Raw genomic sequence first — 18,092 nt, 5'->3', positions numbered from 1 at the left:
TGTCAATCATTTTTTTATTTCATAGGAAATTGCGTCCTAAGAAATAAAAAACGCTCCGCGAGAATGTGCCAAGGCACATTCTTTTTCATATCATCCAATACCGCCCAATGCGATGCCTAATATTAATACCAGCACACATACCGGAATATAAATATAGCGGCACACCGGTACAAACCATTTTGAAAATTTCTTTTCGCGACCTTTGTTGACCTGCGTTTCTGCATAGTCTTTTCCGAATACCCAGAAGAACATGATTCCGGCGAGTCCGGCACCGAGAGGGCAGATGTAGATGGAGAGAACGTCCATCCAGTCGGAGACGATGCCCTGGATTAACAGGGAGACGGCAGCTCCGATGATACCGATAACTGCGCAGGCAGGGACGCGGCCGAGGTGGAGTTTTTCCTGGACGGTGGCGATCGGTGCTTCGTAGAGATTGAGCAGGGAGGTCATCCCGGCGAAGAGAACGGCTACGAAGAAAATAATCGCGATCAACGTACCGCCCGGCATTGAGCGGATGAGGTTCGGGAGGTAGATGAAGAGAAGTCCCGGACCACCCTGATCAAGTTTTGCGCCGGTGGTTGCCATTGCCGGGATGATGACGAGGGCGGCGAGAATCGCGGCGATCGTATCAAACAGGGCAACCCGCGCGGCGGATGCCGGGATGTTTTCCTCATCGGAGAGGTAGGAACCGTAGATTAAGGTTCCATTTCCGGCGACGGACAGGGAGAAAAATGCCTGCCCCAGTGCGAAAATCCATGTTTTTGGGTCTGCGAGGATCTCAGGATCGATGCGGAAAATGTAGCGGTAACCCTGCATCGCACCCGGCTGGAATGCTACGTAGATGCCTAAAAAGACAAACAGGATGAAGAATACCGGCATCATCAGCTTGTTGGCGTTCTCGATTCCGCTTCCGACGCCGAACATCAGAATCAGAATGCAGAAGAAGAGGGCGGCAAGCTGCCAGCCATTGTTTCCAAATGCGGACGCCATCGAGCCGAAAGCAGAGGCAAAACCGTCTGTGTCGGCCGGGGCAAGCGTGGCACCGGTAAAGGCTCCGATGGCATATTTTAGGATCCAGCCCATGACGACGGTATAGCCGATCGCCATCGCGAGGGAACCGGCTGCCGGGATGAAACCGAGCGCGTCACCCAGTTTGCGCCTGCCGCGTGTCTCGCAGGCAGCGCCGAACGCGTCGATTGGACCGGAGCGGGTGCCGCGTCCCAGGCACATTTCCCCGATGACACCCGTGGAGCCGATCAGGGCGACGAAGATAAAGTACGGGATCAGGAACGAGCCACCGCCGTACAGGGAGACGCGGGTGGGAAACATCCAGAGATTTCCCATACCGACCGCTGAGCCGATACAGGCGAGGATGAAGCCCCACTTACTGTTGAAAGATTCTCTTTTTTCCATGAAATTGTAACTCCTCAAACATTATATAAGATTTGCCGCAAATATCTAGAAGTCCGCCGATTGGAAGCGGTCAGGCAGATGTTTGCATAAGTCCATCTATTATACCAGAAGAGAGGCATTGCTTTCAAGTGGCAGAGCGCGCGAATCGTATGTTTTAGGGGAAAAGGCGATCTAAAGTAACTGCCGGTGAACCGTTACAGGGAAATACCTTGATTTATAGGGTGGAAAGATGGTATTCTATAGAGGACGGCAGCGGCGGGCTTTGGGAGGGTGGCGCCGCGGCAGAGCAGATTCGAAAAGGAGAAGGTAGCACAATGAAAAACGCAAACAGGATTCCGGAGACGTTTCAGACGGATGCGGAATACAGACAGTGGATGGAGCGCTGGCAGCAGGAGGCGCGGGAGGCGACGATCGAGGGATTTAAGCAGAATCGTAAGTTAAACGGCATGACACAGACGGAGCTTGGCAGAAAGGCGGGGATTTCCCAGCCGAATATCACCCGCTTCGAGAGCGGCAGCTACAATCCGTCGCTGGATTTTATGGTAAAGATCGCAGCGGCGATGGGGAAACGGGTACAGATTACATTGGTAGATGAATAAGAGGCGTGCGCCGGGGCGCACAGGGACCATTTGGGGAATAAACAGGGGAGACAGCGGTGTGTGTGAGGCTGTCTCCCCTGTTTTTAATGAGTGCATTTCAGCGACGATTCAATAAACCGTGAAATCATATTCCACTCATAGCTCTGTTTCAGCCACGCAAATTTGATCGGGTACCGCGCTTCTTCCCCGAGCGTAAAGACATGGAGTGTATCCAGCTGTTCCTTGCTGAGAATAGAAAATGCGAGGTTTTTTGGGCTGATGCAGGCACCTTTTCCCATCGCGCAGAGGGCAAGCAGGGTAGCGATGTTGTCAGAGCAGGCATGAACCGAGGGGACGAAGTTGTCTGTCGCGAGGATATTCCGCCCGATGCGTCCGACTAGATCATGTTCACGGTTTAGGAGAAACGGACATGGAGCCAGAAGGGAGTAGCGGTGATGGCGGCTGACTTCCTGGATAATGGCTTCGGTCTGTTTGCCGTAAATGTTCTGCAGCAGGGCAGTGGAGACGATGAGAACCATCTCTTCCTCATAGAAATCCCGCAGAATGATGCCGGGAATGCGAACTGAAAATTGGCGATCGCCAGATCAATTGTGCCGTCCAGCAGGTATTTTTGCAGCACATCGTTGGAAGATTCGACGAGTTCCACATCCACGCCGGGATATTCCTTTTGAAAGGCGGCGATCAGCTCCGGCATGATGGCGTGTCCGCGCGTGAATGCGATGCCGATCCGCAGTTTTCCTGTCTGGTTATTTAAAATATCGCCAAATTCGTGAAGCATACAGTCATATTTTGTATTAAATTCCGTTGCATAGCGCAGAAATACCTCCCCCGCATAGGTAAGCTCCAGCGGGATGTGACGGATTAGGAGCGGACATCCAAGCTCCCGCTCGATTCCGGCGATATGGGCGCTTAATGTCTGCTGGGTAATATGCAGCGCATCGGCGGCCCTAGTGAAGCTGCGGTTTTTCGCAACCGCGGCAAAATATTCCATTGATTGAAAATTCATATTCGAATGACTCCTCTTTTCCCAAAACTTTCATCTTAAGTTTCTAAAAAGCATCTGACTATAAAAGTGGCCCTTCTAACTCAAACACCGTCCGCTGCAGCTGCGCGATCAGCAGGCTGGCAGCTGGGGACGCTTTTTTTGCTGACGGAATCCGGACACCGAGCACGCGCTCCATCGGCGGATTGAGCGGCAGCCGGACAACATTTTTAGAAATATCACGGACAACCAGCTCCGGCAGGATGCAGACGCCCAGGTTGTGGCTGACCATCGCCAGCATGGAGTAGGTGTTCTGCGAGGTAAACGACGGCTTTGGCGGTGTGATGCCGAGCTGCTGGAACTGGCGCAGCAGGTCATTTTCACCTTTTTCTTCTATATAAGAAACCTTGGGGAGATCCTTTAAGTCAAAGCGCTCATATTCAGCATAAGGGGAATCGTTCGCGCAGACAGCCAGGTAGGGTTCTTTTTTCAGGGGAAGCCAGTCCATCTTTCCGTCCGGGTGGGGGCCGACGATGCCAAAATCGATGGAGCTATTTTCCAGCCATCCTTCAATCTCCTGTGAACACCCCTCCAGCACTTCAACGGTCATATCCGGGTAATCGGTAAGAAACTTTTTGAGGGCGGGCGGCAGCCATTGGACGGAAGCGCTTAAGTAAGCGCCGATCCGGATGTGCCCGGTCTGGACACCCCGGATGGAGGCAGCTGTCTGATCAAAATATTCCGCCGCCGCCAGCGTCCGCCGGATCGGGGAAAGCAGTGCCTCGCCGTTCCGCGTCAGGGCAAGTCCTCTCTGGGAACGCGAAAACAGGGAAAACCCGAGTTCTGTTTCAATATTTCGCAGCATATGGCTTGCCGCCGACTGCGTGTAACCGTTTTTCTGGGCGGCACGCGTCAGGTTATTTTCTTCTGCAATGGCTAAAAAAAGCCGCATATCTTTGAGATCCAAAAAATACTCCCTCCATTTTCGTAATAAGCGTTCGGTCTGATTCATAAAATGTACAGAGCTGACAGATACCAAAGGAGGATGAGAAGATTTGTAAGAATTATGTAGAATACGAATCTGATTCATACGGAATATCCGGGCGGATTACATGGGTGCGTGTGCGGCGGACATTCATTCCGATGGCTCTGCCAAGTGTCCCTAGTATATCATATTCGTGAAAGAAATGGGAGAAAAAGATAGAAATATGCCTACGATCTCAAATACAACATAAAAAATTCATCTAAATGAAACACACAAAAAGTTAAAAAATAAACAAATGGTAAACAAAATTCATGAAACTCCGAAAGAAAATGGACAAAATTCTGAACGGGAGTCTAACGGAAAATGGTGCAGTTGTAGACAAAATATCATGATATCTTGTGCATTTATACTAATTGACGCCCGAAAAAGTGCAATTTATTTCATGAAAAAAACAGATGGATTCATGATTCTGCGCTATATCATGAAAATTCTGCATAATAAATTCAAATAATTTTGTTGAACAAATTTCACTTTAGTGATATAATTTTTTCAAAAGCAAGAAGTTTTTTGAGCGAATTGAAAAACTTGCTTAGCCAGCGCGCGGCACTACATCAAATAAAGGGGGAACTTTATATGGAAGCAATTAACAACATCGTCAATATGTTGAACGGACCCATTTGGGGCGTTGGAATGTTAGTTCTGATTGTTGGTAGTGGTTTATACTTTACAATCCGTCTCGGCTTTTTCCAGTTTGTTCATTTCAAAGATATGTGGAGCCGAATCATTGATAAGTCGGAGTCTGAATCCGGTATTTCTTCATTCGCATCTTTCTGTACGACCATGGCGATGCGTGTTGGTACCGGTAACGTAGCCGGTGTAGCCGTAGCTCTTTACATGGGCGGTCCTGGTGCACTCTTCTGGATGATCATCGCTGGTATGACAAACTCTGCTGTTTGCTTTACTGAGTGTACATTATCCGTACTTTATAAGAACCGTATCGATGGTCAGTATCGAAGCGGTGGTGCTTACTGTGCTGAGAGAGGTCTTGGCTGGAAAGCTTATGGTACTTTCTATGCAGCATTCTTCGGACTGGGCGTTGTATTATTCATGCCGGCAGCAGCTACCTATACAATCTGCGATGGATTTAAGAACGCTTTAGGTATTCCGATGTGGATTACGGCTCTGGTTATCGCACTGGCTATGGCAGTTGTAGTTATGGGTGGTGTTAAACGAATCAGTTCTGTAGCATCTATGCTGGTTCCGCCGATGGTAGGCGTTTACCTGATTGCAACAGTCGTTATCTTAATCGCAAACGCAGGTCAGATTCCGAGCGTTATCGCTCAGGTTGTATCCTGTGCATTTGGTTCCAAAGAAGCTCTTCTGGGCGGCGGCGTTGGTATCGCTATCCAGCAGGGTGTTAAACGAGGCACATTCTCATCTGCATCTGGTATGGGTGAGTCCATGCCGACCGCAGCAGCAGCAGAGACCAGCCACCCGATTAAACAGGGTATGGCAAACGCAGCTGGTGTTTGGCTGGATACCGTTATCGTATGTACCGCTTCTGGTCTGATGATGCTCTTAAGCGGATGCTACAATACACAGTTTGGTTACATCGGTGGTACCGGTGCAATGCACGATCAGATGGCTCAGTTAGCAGCAGATGGAACATATGGCGTTATCTTCGTTCAGAATGCCTGCAGCACCGTTATGGGAAGTATTGCTCCTCTGTTCATTGCTATCATGCTGGCTCTGTTCTCCTTTACCTGCTTAATCAGCTACTATTACGAGGGCGAGACTTCGGTTCTTTACCTGTTCCAGGGCGATGATAAAGCAGCTACCCGTAAAGTGGTTATCAGAATTATGCAGATTGTTATGCCTATCCTTATCTTCATCTGGGGCAATATCGATTCCGGTCTGGCTTGGAATCTTTCCGACCTTGCACTTGGTGGATCTACATGGATCAACATGTTAGTTGTACTGCTTCTGTCTCCGAGGTATTTGCACTGTACAAAGACTACGAAGAGCAGATGAAAGCAAAGAAAGACCCGTACTACAACCCGGATAAGCTTTGCTGGAAGGGCGTAGACGTTGAGATGTGGAAAGACATCAACAAAAAACGTATCGCAGAAGATAAATAATCGAATGTGAATCGTTACATATTATTAGATATAGAGTTTAACTCCTAAAGTCTAATATAAAAGGCAGTCCCTGTCGTGTGGCAGGGGCTGTTTTTTTGCTATTATATAGATAATGTCTATGATAGAAATGGTAATTTTTTGTAAATTGTCATTGACGATCCAGCCGCCGCGCGATACAATCAACCGCGAAAGGCGGTAATGGTATGGTACAGAAAGTGATTCGGGATCGCCTGGATGCGATCCTTCATTGGAATATATCCCTGGTCGGGGGATTTCTCGGAGCCTATGCGATTTTGCTTCATGCCGGAAACTTTGGCTCTGCTCAGACAGGCAACCTGATGGAGATGGGAGCGGAACTGGTATCGATGGAATGGTTTAACGTCCTTCTGCGCCTGGCTGCGCTGGTGCTGTTTGGACTGGGCGTGGCATCCGCATATCTGCTCACGAACTTTACGAATATAAACATGCGGAAACTTGCCCTCTGGGTGGATGCGGCTGCGCTGGCACTGGCATCGATGCTGCCGCTTGAACCGGCGCTGGTCGGAATTTATCCGATTTTCTTTGCATCCGCATTTCAGTGGGGCGTCTATTCCGGTGCCGACGGATTTAACAGTGCGACGATCTTTATGACGAACAACTTCAAACAGTCGGTGCTTGGCTGGCTGCAGTACGGTCTGACAAAGGATAAGGAATTTAAGAGAAAAGCAATTCTTTATACCTATACGGTCATCAGCTTTTTCCTGGGCGTGGTACTCGGAGCGTGGGCGGTCGGTCAGTTCGGCATCTACAGCGCCTATGTAGGCTTTCTGCCATTGGCGGCTGCGAGAACCTTTATCGCGGTCGGTACGGCTCCGCTTGAAAGCGAGACTCCAGAGGAGACGGCAGTCGAGGCGGCAGAGGAGATGGAAGAAGCAGAGAAGCTGGAGAAGGAGCAGAAGCTGTAAAGTCTGTTCCCTGCAAGTTTTCTACAGGATGAGGGAAAGAAAAGCGGCAGGAAACAGGCTTCGGCGGGAACAGGATGCGGAAAAATGCAGGCGTTTAAGAACAGCAAACGTGAAGCAGGGGACAGATTTAATGCTGGTGATATTGCTGCTGTAGAAATTTTCCCAGTATTCCTACTCCCTGATATAGCGCCGCAGACATAATACATAAAAGAATAATACTCATCACAACCATATCCATCTGGAATACCTGTGAGCCGTAGATGATCAGATATCCGAGTCCCTGTTTGGCAGCGAGAAATTCACCGATGATGACGCCGACCAGGCAGAGACCGATGTTGACCTTCATGTTGGCGAGAATCAGCGGGATTGAGCCTGGCAGCAGGACTTTGGTTAAAATATGAATCCGGTTTCCTCCGAGGGACCGGATTAATTTGATCTGGTCGGGATCCATCGAGGAAAATCCGTTGTGGAGTGTCAGGATCGAGCCGAAGACAGCGACCGAGATGGAGGCAACGATGATCGTGCGGATGTTGCTCCCAAGCCAGACGATGAGAATCGGGGCGAGGGCGGATTTCGGCAGACTGTTGAGCATGACGAGATACGGCTCCAGAATCTCTGAAAGATTCCGGCTCGACCAGAGGAGAATCGCGCCGATCAGCCCGCAGAGGATGACCAGTGTAAAGCTGATCAGCGTTTCATAGAGCGTCACACCGGTGTGGATGAGGATGCTTTTGTCCTGCATCATCCGCAGGAAACAGCGCACGGTGCGTGACGGGGAACTGAAAATAAACGCGTCGATGAGCCCCAGTCGGGCGCTCATTTCCCAGCATATTAAAAAGAAAACGAATAAGAAAATCCGGCAGAAGAGAACCAGACGGCGCCGATGGAGCTGGCGGCGGAGGTAGGCTTTCTGGGCGGTGGATTCTTTCTTACATTTCATACTTTTTGCCCTCCCCTTGCAGTGTCTTCCATAGTTCATTGAAATAAAGAGAAAAAGCCGGATCATTCCGGCGTTCCAGCGGTCGGTTAGCGGACAGCGGGAAGGTAACCGGCAGGATGCGGCAGATGGTTCCGGGGCGTTTAGTCAGAACCAGGATGCGGTCGGCGGCACTCACGGCTTCGGAGAGGTCGTGGGTGATCAGAATCGCTGTTTTGCGGCTCTCCCGGATGATGGTGCTGATATCGTCGCAGACGGTTAAGCGTGTCTGATAATCGAGCGCCGAAAATGGTTCGTCGAGAAGCAGAAGCTCCGGTTCCAGCGCCAGTGTCCGGATCAGGGCGGCGCGCTGGCGCATTCCACCGGATAGTTCGGAGGGGCGGGAATGCTCAAATTGTTCCAGTCCGTAGATTTTTAAGAGCCGGTGGAGGCGGTCTTCCGCGGCATGATCCATTTTTTTCTGGATTTCCAGCCCGAGGGCAGCATTCTGGATGATCGTCCTCCATTCAAAAAGCTGGTCGCTCTGCAGCATATAACCGATGCGGCACTGGCTTTTCGAGAGTGGAACCCCATTTATAAGAATGGAACCCTCTTCCAGAGGAAGGAGCCCGCTGATTAAGGAAAGCAGCGTGGATTTTCCACAGCCGGACGGTCCGACAATGGCGATAAATTCGCCGGTTTCTACCTGAAATGATATATCAGAAAGGGCTTTCGTCTCCCCAGACATCGTGTGATAGGAATAGGAAAGCCCGGAAACTTCCAGAATGGGCGGCATAAGCAAATACCTGGGTAACTGTGTATCAGTGGGACAGTTACGCTCCTTGAAACATTCTTACTTTATAATATGCGGAAATGAAAAGCCGGGTTACTGTACACGGGTAGGCACTTTTGGAACCGAAAGTGCCGTAAGAAAACGTGGTGGCAGCAGGAATTTGCCGTATTGAAATGCGAAGCCACGGCAAATTCCGTTACTGGACACGTATGCGTGTATAGTAACAAAGCCGGGTTACTGGTTGTGCGAGAAGCGCCTTGCATTGGTTGACCCGTGTGGAAAAGAGATGCTATAATAAAATATAGGTAATTGTGGAGAGAAAAGCGCTTATAGACAGGATACAGGGGGTATTTATGATACGCAGATATACAGTGGCATTGATGCAGATGGATACGCAGAATGATAAAGGGAAAAATCTGGAGACGGCATGCGCCTGGATTGACGAGGCGGCGGCAAGGGGGGCGAAGCTTATTTGTTTCCCGGAGGTGATGAATCTGATCGGGAAAAATATCGGTGAAGGCGGCGGACGCGAGGAAATTCCAGGGTACACGACCGAGCGCCTCTGCGCGAAAGCGAAGGAACACGGCATCTATATTCAAGGGGGCAGTATCACGCAGGCACTTCCGGGGGAAAAGCGATCGGCAAATACGAGTGTGCTGATTTCGCCGGAGGGGAAGATTCTGGCGACATACAGCAAACTGCATATGTTTGACATCACGCTGGCGGACGGCACGCCGTACCGGGAGTCGGACCGGGTCAAACCGGGCGATTCGATTGTGACGGTGGAGACGGAGCTGGGCGTTTTTGGAATGTCGATCTGCTATGATGTGCGTTTTCCGGAGATTTACCGGCTCATGGCGCTTCGCGGGGCGCAGGTTATCTTTGTTCCAGCGAGCTTTACGATGCCGACGGGAAAGGATCACTGGGAGGTTCTTCTGCGGGCACGGGCGATCGAGAACGGCTGTTACATTGTGGCAGCGGGACAGATTGGACAGAAACCGGCGTATGCAGCATACGGCAACAGCCTGGTGGCAGATCCGTGGGGAACGGTGATTGCACGGTCAAAGGATGCACCGGGGATCACCTATGCGGAGATTGATTTAGATTATCTGGATAAGATACGGAAACAGATTCCGTCGTTGGAAAACCGGCGGAGTGATTTGTATGAGGTGAGTGAGAAGAAGTAAGGCGTGAATATTTTCAGCCGGCAAAATGGCGGTGGACGGAAATGAAAAACGGGTGTATTCGGGCAAATGGATAAAAAGGATAGAGAAAAATGGAGTCCAGGGGGGAAAACCATGGTAAAGGTGTTTCTGGTAGAGGATGAGGCGATTATCCGGCGCGGTATCCGGGATAATATTGACTGGGCAAGCCACGGATTTGAATTTGCGGGGGAGGCGGGCGACGGCGAGTACGCGTATCCGCTGATATTGAAGGCACAGCCGGATATTCTGGTAACGGATATCAAGATGCCGTTTATGGACGGGCTGGAGCTGAGCCGTCTGGTGAAAAAGACGCTTCCGCGCACGCGGATCATCGTGCTCAGCGGCTACAATGAATTTGAATATGCAAAAGAGGCGATCAAGATAGGAATCAGCGATTATCTGCTGAAACCGGTATCCTCGGCGGGACTCATCGATGCGTTGAAAAAGGCGGCGGACGAGATCCGGGAAGAACGGGAAAAATCGAGGCTTCTGGAGCGGTATTTTGTCAGCTACGAAAAATATACAGAATTTCTGGACAAAACGGATTACAGCGGCGTTGACCGGAAGCTTATCAACGATTTTTTAAAGCTCGGCTCAGTCGAAGAGTGCAGTCCGTTTGTCGAGGAGTATTTCGCAGCGATCGGTGAACATAATTACAAATCGCTCTTGCTGCGTCAGTATATGACGATGGATATTTTTTACTGTGTGCAGGAGTTTTTGAAGAAATTGAAAGCGGAGCCGCCGGAGGTTTCGGAAAGCGTGGTTGACATAAAACGGGTTCCGAAGGTGATCGAGAGCGTGGAGATGACGAAAGCCTATCTGATTGAGGAGTTTACGGCTGCTCTGCAGGCGCGCGACCGGGCGTCGAACGACCGTTATGGCAGCGTGATCCGGGATGCAAAGGAATATATCCGGGCAAATTTCAGCCAGAGCGACCTGTCGCTGAACCGGATTGCCGTGCACATTGGCGTCAGTCCGAGCTATTTCAGCTCGATTTTCAAGCAGGAGACGGGGCAGTCCTTTGTGGAGTATCTGACGCAGGTGCGGATGGAACGGGCGTGTGAACTTTTGAAATGTACCTCCTACCGGACGTCCGAGATCGGGGAGCAGGTGGGATACAACGATTCACACTATTTCAGCGCGGCATTCAAGAAAGCGATGGGGCAGTCGCCGAAAGAGTATAAGGCGAGCCAGACGCGGCAGGAGTAAGAAAAGTGTCAGTACATAACTGAAAAAGGGAGGAAAGATATGGGAGTGGAGCAGGGGCAGATTGGAAAAACAGAAGAGATGGCAGATTTGAATAAAAATCAGGATCCGGGCGCTGATTCATTATCTGTTGCCCGTCCATATCGCCCTCTTTCTCTCCGCGCCCGTCTGATCCTTCTCCTCTTCGTGATCGCCATTCCATTGACAGGCATGGCGCTCGGATTCCAGAAGATGATCGCCTCCTATTCTGCTTCCTATGACGCGATTCTGGCGAATCTAAAGACGGCGAATGAGTACAACATAAAGTTCAAATCGGATATGGAGTATTCGATGTACCGTGTTATGATCGGGCTGATCGACGCGGAACAGTTCGAAAATGGAGATATTGTCGAGGGCGAGACGAAGTATGCGACGGTGGTCAAGAATCCCCACAGCCTGATTGCGTCGGCGAGACAGGCGTTCGGAACGACGATCGAGCGGGAACCGGGGTCGGACTGTGATATCAAGATAAGAGGTATCCTCTCCTGTCTGGATTCCCTGGAGCGGGCAGTGGATAAAATGATTGGAAATGCCGCCGCCGGTGGATATTACGATGAAAATGTCAATATCTGGGAGAATGACATCCAGGGTCTTTGCTCGATGATTCAGGATTACATCACGCAGTATACCTATTATGAGATGATCAACATGGAGCAGCTTCAGAAAGAGCTGAAGGTGCAGATGGCGGATCAGATGCAGAGCTATCTGGCGCTTCTTCTGGTGGTGCTGGTGGTCGGTATGTTTCTGGCAGTCACGATCACGAAATCCATCACGGAACCGCTGCAGCAGTTACAGAGGACGGCAGAACAGCTCGGCCGCGGGAACCTGAATGCGAGGGCGAGAACGGGCGGACTGGAAGAGATCAACGTGCTGGCACGGGCGTTTAACCAGATGAGCGACCGCATCCGGCGGCTGCTTGATAAGACGAGGCAGGAGCAGAAGAACCTGCGGGAGCTGGAGCTGCGCCTCCACCAGGAGCAGATCAGTCCCCATTTCCTCTATAATACACTTGATTCGATCGTATGGATGGCAGAGGGCGGCAACAACCGCCAGGTCGTGGAGATGACGACGGATTTAAGCGACTTTTTTCGCACGGTTTTATCGGGCGGGCGCGATTTCATCACGATCGAGGAGGAAGAATCACACATCCGGAGCTATTTAAAGATTCAGAAGATCCGGTACGAGGACATTCTCGACTATTCGATCGAGATCGAGCCGTCCATCCGGCACCGGATTGTGCTGAAAATGCTGCTGCAGCCGCTGGTGGAAAATGCCCTCTACCACGGCATCAAAAATAAGCGCGGCGGCGGATGCATTGTGCTCCGCGGCTATGAGGATCGGAATGGGCTTGTCTTTGAGGTGGAGGACGATGGGATTGGCATGGATGAGGCGGAGCTTGCCGCCGTGCGCGCCAAGCTGACACTGGAACCGGAAGAGGAACTTGCCCTGATCGGCAGCGGCGGATTTGGGTTACATAATGTGGCACAGCGGATTCAGATGTATTATGGCGATCAGGCTGAGATCCTGGTTGAATCTGAAAAGAATATCGGCACCTGCTTTAAGGTTTATTTGGGAAATCAAAAAAAATCATAACTTTTCGAAAAAATTGTAATTTTTTAAAGACATACCCGGAAAAACACAGAAAACGACAAACATCGCAAAAAAATAATATACCTTTTTCCAAAGATGCCCCGTATCCATGATGCGGGGTGCTTTGTTATAATAAATACGCAAAAACAAATATATTGGGTCTTATAAGGAGGAAACAGTATGAGAAAAAGATTAGTGTCCGCAGCTTTAGCAGCAGCAATGGCGTTATCCATGACCGCTTGTACAAGCAATCCGGCTGAGAAAGAGACGGAGGCAGCAGCTCCGGCTGATACAGAGGCAGCAGAAGAGGGCGAAGAGAAAGAAGCGGCAGCAGACGGCGATCTGATTACCGTAGGTTATGCACAGGTTGGTGCTGAGTCTGACTGGAGAACAGCCAACACCGAATCTTTCAAATCTACATTTACTGAGGAAAATGGTTACAAACTGATTTTCGACGATGCACAGCAGAAACAGGAAAATCAGATTAAGGCAATCCGTTCTTTCATCCAGCAGGGTGTTGACTACATCGTAGTTGCTCCGGTTGTTGAGACTGGCTGGGAGACCGTTCTGGAAGAAGCAAAAGAGGCTGGTATCCCGGTTATCCTTTCTGACCGTCAGATGCAGCTTTCTGATGACAGCCTGTATGAGGCATGGGTAGGCGGAAACTTCGTAAAAGAAGGCGAGACCTGCGGCGACTGGCTGGCTAAATATTTAGAGGATCAGGGACGCGGCGACGAAGAGATCAACATGGTTACCATTCAGGGTACCATCGGTGCATCCGCACAGGTTGGCCGTACGGAAGGTATGGACAACAAGCTGAAAGAGCACTCCAACTGGAAGATGCTTGACAGACAGTCTGGTGAGTTCACCCAGGCAAAAGGACAGGAAGTTATGGAGTCCTTCTTAAAGAGCTATGATGACATCGACGTTGTTATCTGTGAGAATGATAACGAGGCATTTGGTGCCATCGATGCTATCAAGGCAGCAGGCAAGACCTGTGGTCCGGACGGCGACATCATCGTTGTAAGTTTTGACTCTGTAAAGGCAGCTTTCGAGTCCATGATCGCTGGCGACTTAAACGCAACCTCGAGTGCAACCCGCTTCATGGTCCGCGTGTAGCTGAAATCATCCAGAAACTGGAAAAAGGCGAAGAGGTTGAGAAGATTCAGTACGTAGACGAAGCATACTTCGATACAAGCATGGATCTGGAAGAAATCTTAAAGACAAGAGCTTACTAATTCGCTTTTGAATGGTATTTTTAAATGTTAATAATCGGACAGGCAATCGCTTTTGACCGTAAGTGAATGAGTGTCAGACCGGAGGTTTCGGCGGACGGCAGGCACTTGGCAATCAGGAGGCGCGGGGCTGGAGGCTTAGGTTTCCGTCCCTGCGCTTTCTTTTTCAAAAAATAAGGAGGCAAAGCTTTTATGGAAAAGGATTCCGTTCTTGAGATGAGGCATATTTATAAGACATTCCCGGGTGTAAAAGCTCTGCAGAATGTGGATTTTACCTTAAAAAAAGGCGAAATTCATGCCCTGATGGGGGAAAATGGCGCAGGAAAATCCACGCTGATCAAAGTCCTGACGGGTGTAGAGGAGTTTGAAACAGGGGAAATCATGATAGACGGCTGCGATCATGCGATCATCAACCGCAGCCCGCAGGAGGCACAGAACCGGGGCATCAGCACCGTGTATCAGGAAGTCAATCTCTGTCCGAACCTGACGGTTGCAGAGAATCTGTTTATCGGACGCGAACCGCGAAAAGGCGGATTGATTGACTGGAAAACAATGAATAAAAAGGCCAGCAAACTGCTGCAGGACCTTGACATACATGCAGATGTAACACAGACGATCGACAATTATTCGATTGCAATTCAGCAGATGATAGCGATCGCCCGTGCAGTCGATATGTCGGCAAAGGTATTGATTCTTGATGAGCCGACCTCCTCCCTCGATGATGGAGAGGTAGAAAAGCTCTTTAATCTGATGCGCCGCCTGAAATCCGAAGGCGTCGGCATCATATTCGTTACACATTTCCTGGAGCAGGTGTATGCAGTCTGCGATAAGATCACCGTTCTTCGGAATGGGCAGTTGGTAGGACAATTTACGACGGCGGAGCTTCCGAGAGTCCAGCTGGTTGCCAAGATGATGGGAAAGGATTTCGATGATCTGGCAGCGATCAAGGATTCCAAGAGTGAGGAGAAACACGGCGAAGCGGACATCGTCATCAAGGCGGTGGGACTCGGAAAGAAAGGATACATAAAGCCGTTTGATCTGGTGATTCACAAGGGTGAAGTCGTCGGATTTACCGGGCTTCTGGGTTCGGGACGTTCTGAGACGGTCCGTGTTCTCTATGGAGCGGAAAAGCCGGATGAGGGCGAGCTGAGCGTCAAGGGAAGACCGATCGCGGCGCGCCACCCGCTGATTTCGATGAATGCCGGCATGGCATATCTGCCGGAGGATCGGAAAAACGAGGGTATCATCGCGGATCTATCCGTGCGTGAGAACCTGATCATGGCACTTCAGGCAAAACGCGGTATGTTCCACCTGCTCAGCCGCAAGCAGCAGGAAGAATTTACCGATAAATACATTGATATGCTGCAGATTAAGACCGCCAGCCGTGAGACACCGATCAAATCACTCTCCGGCGGCAACCAGCAGAAGGTAATCATCGGACGCTGGCTTCTGACCAACCCGGATTTCCTGATTCTGGACGAGCCGACCCGTGGTATCGACGTCGGAACCAAGACAGAGATTCAGAAACTGGTCGTAAAACTGGCAGAACAGGGCATGGCAGTCGTGTTCATTTCTTCCGAGATCGAGGAGATGCTCCGTACCTGCGACCGCATGGTTGTTATGCGCGATGGTGCAAAGGTAGGAGAACTTTCCGAGGATGAGATGAACCAGTCCAACATCATGTCAACCATTGCAGGAGGACAGTAGCTATGAAAAATATGACGTTCAAAAAAATTACCTCGCAGAGGCTGTTTCTCCCGATTTTCTGCCTTGCGCTGGTATTGCTGGTAAATATCGTCACGACGCCGAACTTCTTCGCGATCGAGGTGCGGAACGGCGTTCTCTACGGATACTTAATCGATATCATCAACCGTGCGTCAGAGCTGGTGATTCTGGCAGTCGGCATGACGCTTGTCGTATCGTCCTCCGCTGGAACGGATATTTCCGTCGGCGCGATCATGGCGGTCAGTGCGGCAGTCTGCTGCAACCTCTTAACCGGCGGCGAGCGCGCAGCAACTGCATATGCCAATCCGCTGATTCTCGGCTTCCTGGCAGCGCTCATCGTCGGCGCGGCGATTGGCTGCTTCAACGGTTTTCTGGTTGCAAAGTTAAACATCCAGCCGATGGTAGCGACTCTTATCATGTTTACCGCCGGGCGCGGTATCGCCCAGCTGATCACGGATGGACAGATCACATACGTGCGCGTGGACAGCTACCGTACCCTGGGCGCTTCCCTTCCGGGATTCCCGGTTCCGACCCCGTTTATCGTGGCGGTCGTCGTTGTGGCGCTGACTTCATTACTCTTGAAGAAAACGGCACTGGGTATGTACATCCAGTCGGTCGGTATCAATAAACGTGCGTCCCAGCTCGTCGGCATCAAGTCGGTTATGATTATTTTCCTTACTTATGCGTACTGTGGACTCTGCTCCGGTCTTTCCGGTCTGATTGCTTCCAGCCGCATCTACTCGGCGGATGCGAATAACATCGGTCTTAATATGGAGCTGGATGCGATTCTGGCAGTTGCCATCGGCGGAAACTCCCTCGGCGGCGGTAAATTCTCGCTGGCAGGTTCCGTCATCGGCGCGTATACGATTCAGGCGCTGACGACCACCTTGTATGCGATGCACGTATCCTCGGATCAGGTTCCGGTTTACAAGGCGATCGTGGTTGTCATCATCGTAGCACTCCAGTCACCGGGATTCGCTAGATGGAGAAAATCTCTGGCACAGAAAAAAGAACTGGGCGCGGCAGGAAAGGAGGCGGCATAAATCATGAAAGAAAAGAAGAAATTAAATCAGAACACGTTCCTGCTTCTTGTCACGATCCTGCTGTTCTTCGTGATGTACGCGATCGGCTGCGTGCTCTTTAATGCACAGGGCTTTGCCAAGACACAGAATTTCTTAAACCTCTTTATTTCCAATGCGGGTCTGATTGTCATCGGTATCGGCATGACGATCGTCATGATCACCGGCGGTATCGATATCAGCGTCGGTTCCTTCGTGGCGATGGGCTGTATGATGTTGGCATGGATGATGGAAAAAGGCGGTATCGGTGCGGTTCCGGCGGTTCTCATCGTGCTGGTGACCGGGATTGTCTTCGGTCTGGTACAGGGATTTCTGGTTGCCTACATGGATATCCAGCCATTCATTGTTACCCTGGCGGGTATGTTCTTTGCCCGCGGCATGACTGCGATCATTTCCAAGGACATGATCAGTATTACGAATGAAACTTTCATGGCATGGGCGAAGATGAAACTTTATATTCCGTTCGGCGGCTATCTCAACAAAAAAGGCATGATGATTTATCCATATATCTATCCGACGGTTGTGATTGCGCTGGTTCTTCTGGTTCTGGCATTTATCATGCTGAAATATACGAAATTTGGACGCAGCATCTATGCGATCGGCGGCAACGAGCAGTCAGCGCTGATGATGGGCTTAAATGTGCGCCGGGTAAAACTAAAAGCCTATATCCTGGACGGTTTCCTTTGCGGCGTCGGCAGTGTCCTGTTCTGTCTGAATACGCTGGGCGGCTTCGTTGAGCAGGCAAAGGGCTTCGAGATGGATGCGATAGCTTCCTCTGTTATCGGCGGCACGCTCTTAACCGGCGGCGTCGGTAATGTATTCGGAACCCTGTTTGGCGTCCTTATCAAGGCGACGATCGAGGCATTTATCACTTTCCAGGGAACCCTTTCTTCCTGGTGGACCCGTATCACGATCGCGGCGCTTTTATGCTTCTTCATCGTGCTTCAGTCGATCCTTGCGATGGTAAAGAAGAAAAAGTAGAAATTCTCTTCCGGAGACAGACAAACCGGCATGAATGTCTGGTATGACAGCATCAAGATAGAACAGTCAAAATGACGGGAAATATCCATGCAAAGAGAGGGAAGACATCTGAAAAAAGTACAGTACATATCAGAAACAATATAAAGATGTATTTTTTTGATTCGACATAATTCGAGAGAAAATCAACAAACCTATACATGATGCATAAATATTTAGCGAAAACAGCCGCTTTAATTTATGCATCATTTGTATTTCGGATAAA

14 protein-coding genes and 1 pseudogene are annotated in these 18,092 nt (G+C 50.3%); 10 read left to right on the top strand and 5 right to left on the bottom strand.

The window, feature by feature from the left end; genetic code table 11:
- Nucleotides 1-90 precede the first annotated feature (90 nt).
- Nucleotides 91-1,413 (bottom strand): sodium-dependent transporter, encoded by a 1,323-nt coding sequence (locus DWX91_RS01090; protein ID WP_022360004.1) that lies wholly within the window; start codon nt 1,411-1,413, stop codon nt 91-93.
- A gap of 314 nt (nt 1,414-1,727) precedes the next feature.
- Between DWX91_RS01090 and DWX91_RS01085 the strand changes: the two genes are divergently transcribed.
- The gene (locus DWX91_RS01085; RefSeq protein WP_022360005.1) at nt 1,728-2,012 is read left to right on the top strand and encodes a helix-turn-helix domain-containing protein; all 285 of its coding nucleotides are present in this window, start codon (nt 1,728-1,730) and stop codon (nt 2,010-2,012) included.
- 394 nt (nt 2,013-2,406) lie between these two features.
- On the opposite strand, the gene DWX91_RS01075 is transcribed toward DWX91_RS01085, so the two are convergent.
- Both DWX91_RS01075 and DWX91_RS01070 read right to left on the bottom strand, forming a co-directional pair.
- Nucleotides 2,407-3,018, bottom strand: coding sequence for a LysR family transcriptional regulator (locus tag DWX91_RS01075; RefSeq protein ID WP_118538164.1), 612 nt, complete (start codon nt 3,016-3,018; stop codon nt 2,407-2,409).
- Between the two features lie 58 nt (nt 3,019-3,076).
- On the bottom strand, nt 3,077-3,961 hold the full coding sequence (locus DWX91_RS01070) for a LysR family transcriptional regulator (RefSeq protein WP_181357188.1): 885 nt from the start codon (nt 3,959-3,961) through the stop codon (nt 3,077-3,079).
- 651 nt (nt 3,962-4,612) lie between these two features.
- Here DWX91_RS01070 and DWX91_RS01065 point away from each other — a divergent pair.
- Both DWX91_RS01065 and DWX91_RS01060 read left to right on the top strand, forming a co-directional pair.
- Complete coding sequence (locus DWX91_RS01065; protein ID WP_243098936.1) at nt 4,613-6,010, top strand: alanine/glycine:cation symporter family protein; 1,398 nt, start codon at nt 4,613-4,615, stop codon at nt 6,008-6,010.
- A gap of 310 nt (nt 6,011-6,320) precedes the next feature.
- Nucleotides 6,321-7,061, top strand: coding sequence for a YoaK family protein (locus tag DWX91_RS01060; RefSeq protein ID WP_118472231.1), 741 nt, complete (start codon nt 6,321-6,323; stop codon nt 7,059-7,061).
- Nucleotides 7,062-7,188: 127 nt separating this feature from the next.
- Here DWX91_RS01060 and DWX91_RS01055 read toward each other — a convergent pair whose 3' ends face one another.
- The gene (locus tag DWX91_RS01055; protein ID WP_118472230.1) at nt 7,189-8,001 is read right to left on the bottom strand and encodes an ABC transporter permease; all 813 of its coding nucleotides are present in this window, start codon (nt 7,999-8,001) and stop codon (nt 7,189-7,191) included.
- Nucleotides 7,991-8,773: an ABC transporter ATP-binding protein gene (locus tag DWX91_RS01050; protein WP_118472229.1), complete on the bottom strand. Its 783-nt coding sequence runs from the start codon at nt 8,771-8,773 to the stop codon at nt 7,991-7,993. Before DWX91_RS01050 ends, DWX91_RS01055 begins: the two co-directional genes overlap by 11 nt.
- Nucleotides 8,774-9,123: 350 nt before the next feature.
- Between DWX91_RS01050 and DWX91_RS01045 the strand changes: the two genes are divergently transcribed.
- The 7 genes and pseudogenes from DWX91_RS01045 (at nt 9,124) to DWX91_RS01015 (ending at nt 17,830) form a co-directional block, all read left to right on the top strand.
- The gene (locus tag DWX91_RS01045) at nt 9,124-9,957 is read left to right on the top strand and encodes a carbon-nitrogen hydrolase family protein (protein ID WP_118472228.1); all 834 of its coding nucleotides are present in this window, start codon (nt 9,124-9,126) and stop codon (nt 9,955-9,957) included.
- Nucleotides 9,958-10,068: 111 nt separating this feature from the next.
- Nucleotides 10,069-11,184, top strand: coding sequence for a response regulator (locus tag DWX91_RS01040; RefSeq protein ID WP_118472227.1), 1,116 nt, complete (start codon nt 10,069-10,071; stop codon nt 11,182-11,184).
- Between the two features lie 39 nt (nt 11,185-11,223).
- Nucleotides 11,224-12,813 carry a sensor histidine kinase gene (locus tag DWX91_RS01035; protein ID WP_118472226.1) on the top strand — a complete coding sequence of 530 codons (1,590 nt, stop codon included), beginning with the start codon at nt 11,224-11,226 and terminating at the stop codon, nt 12,811-12,813.
- A gap of 177 nt (nt 12,814-12,990) precedes the next feature.
- Nucleotides 12,991-14,048: pseudogene (locus DWX91_RS01030) on the top strand (ABC transporter substrate-binding protein).
- A gap of 189 nt (nt 14,049-14,237) precedes the next feature.
- Entirely contained in the window at nt 14,238-15,752 is a 1,515-nt protein-coding gene (locus DWX91_RS01025) for a sugar ABC transporter ATP-binding protein (RefSeq protein ID WP_118472224.1), read from the top strand.
- Between the two features lie 2 nt (nt 15,753-15,754).
- Nucleotides 15,755-16,813 (top strand): ABC transporter permease, encoded by a 1,059-nt coding sequence (locus DWX91_RS01020; protein ID WP_118472223.1) that lies wholly within the window; start codon nt 15,755-15,757, stop codon nt 16,811-16,813.
- Nucleotides 16,814-16,816: 3 nt separating this feature from the next.
- Nucleotides 16,817-17,830 (top strand): ABC transporter permease subunit, encoded by a 1,014-nt coding sequence (locus tag DWX91_RS01015; protein ID WP_117796234.1) that lies wholly within the window; start codon nt 16,817-16,819, stop codon nt 17,828-17,830.
- Nucleotides 17,831-18,092: the final 262 nt, after the last annotated feature.

Source organism: Clostridium sp. AF22-10 (assembly GCF_003478725.1).
Classification (GTDB): Bacteria; Bacillota; Clostridia; order Lachnospirales; family Lachnospiraceae; genus Otoolea; species Otoolea fessa.
The sequence above is the reverse complement of the archived record's forward strand: the minus strand, read 5'-3'. Positions and strand labels throughout refer to the sequence as shown.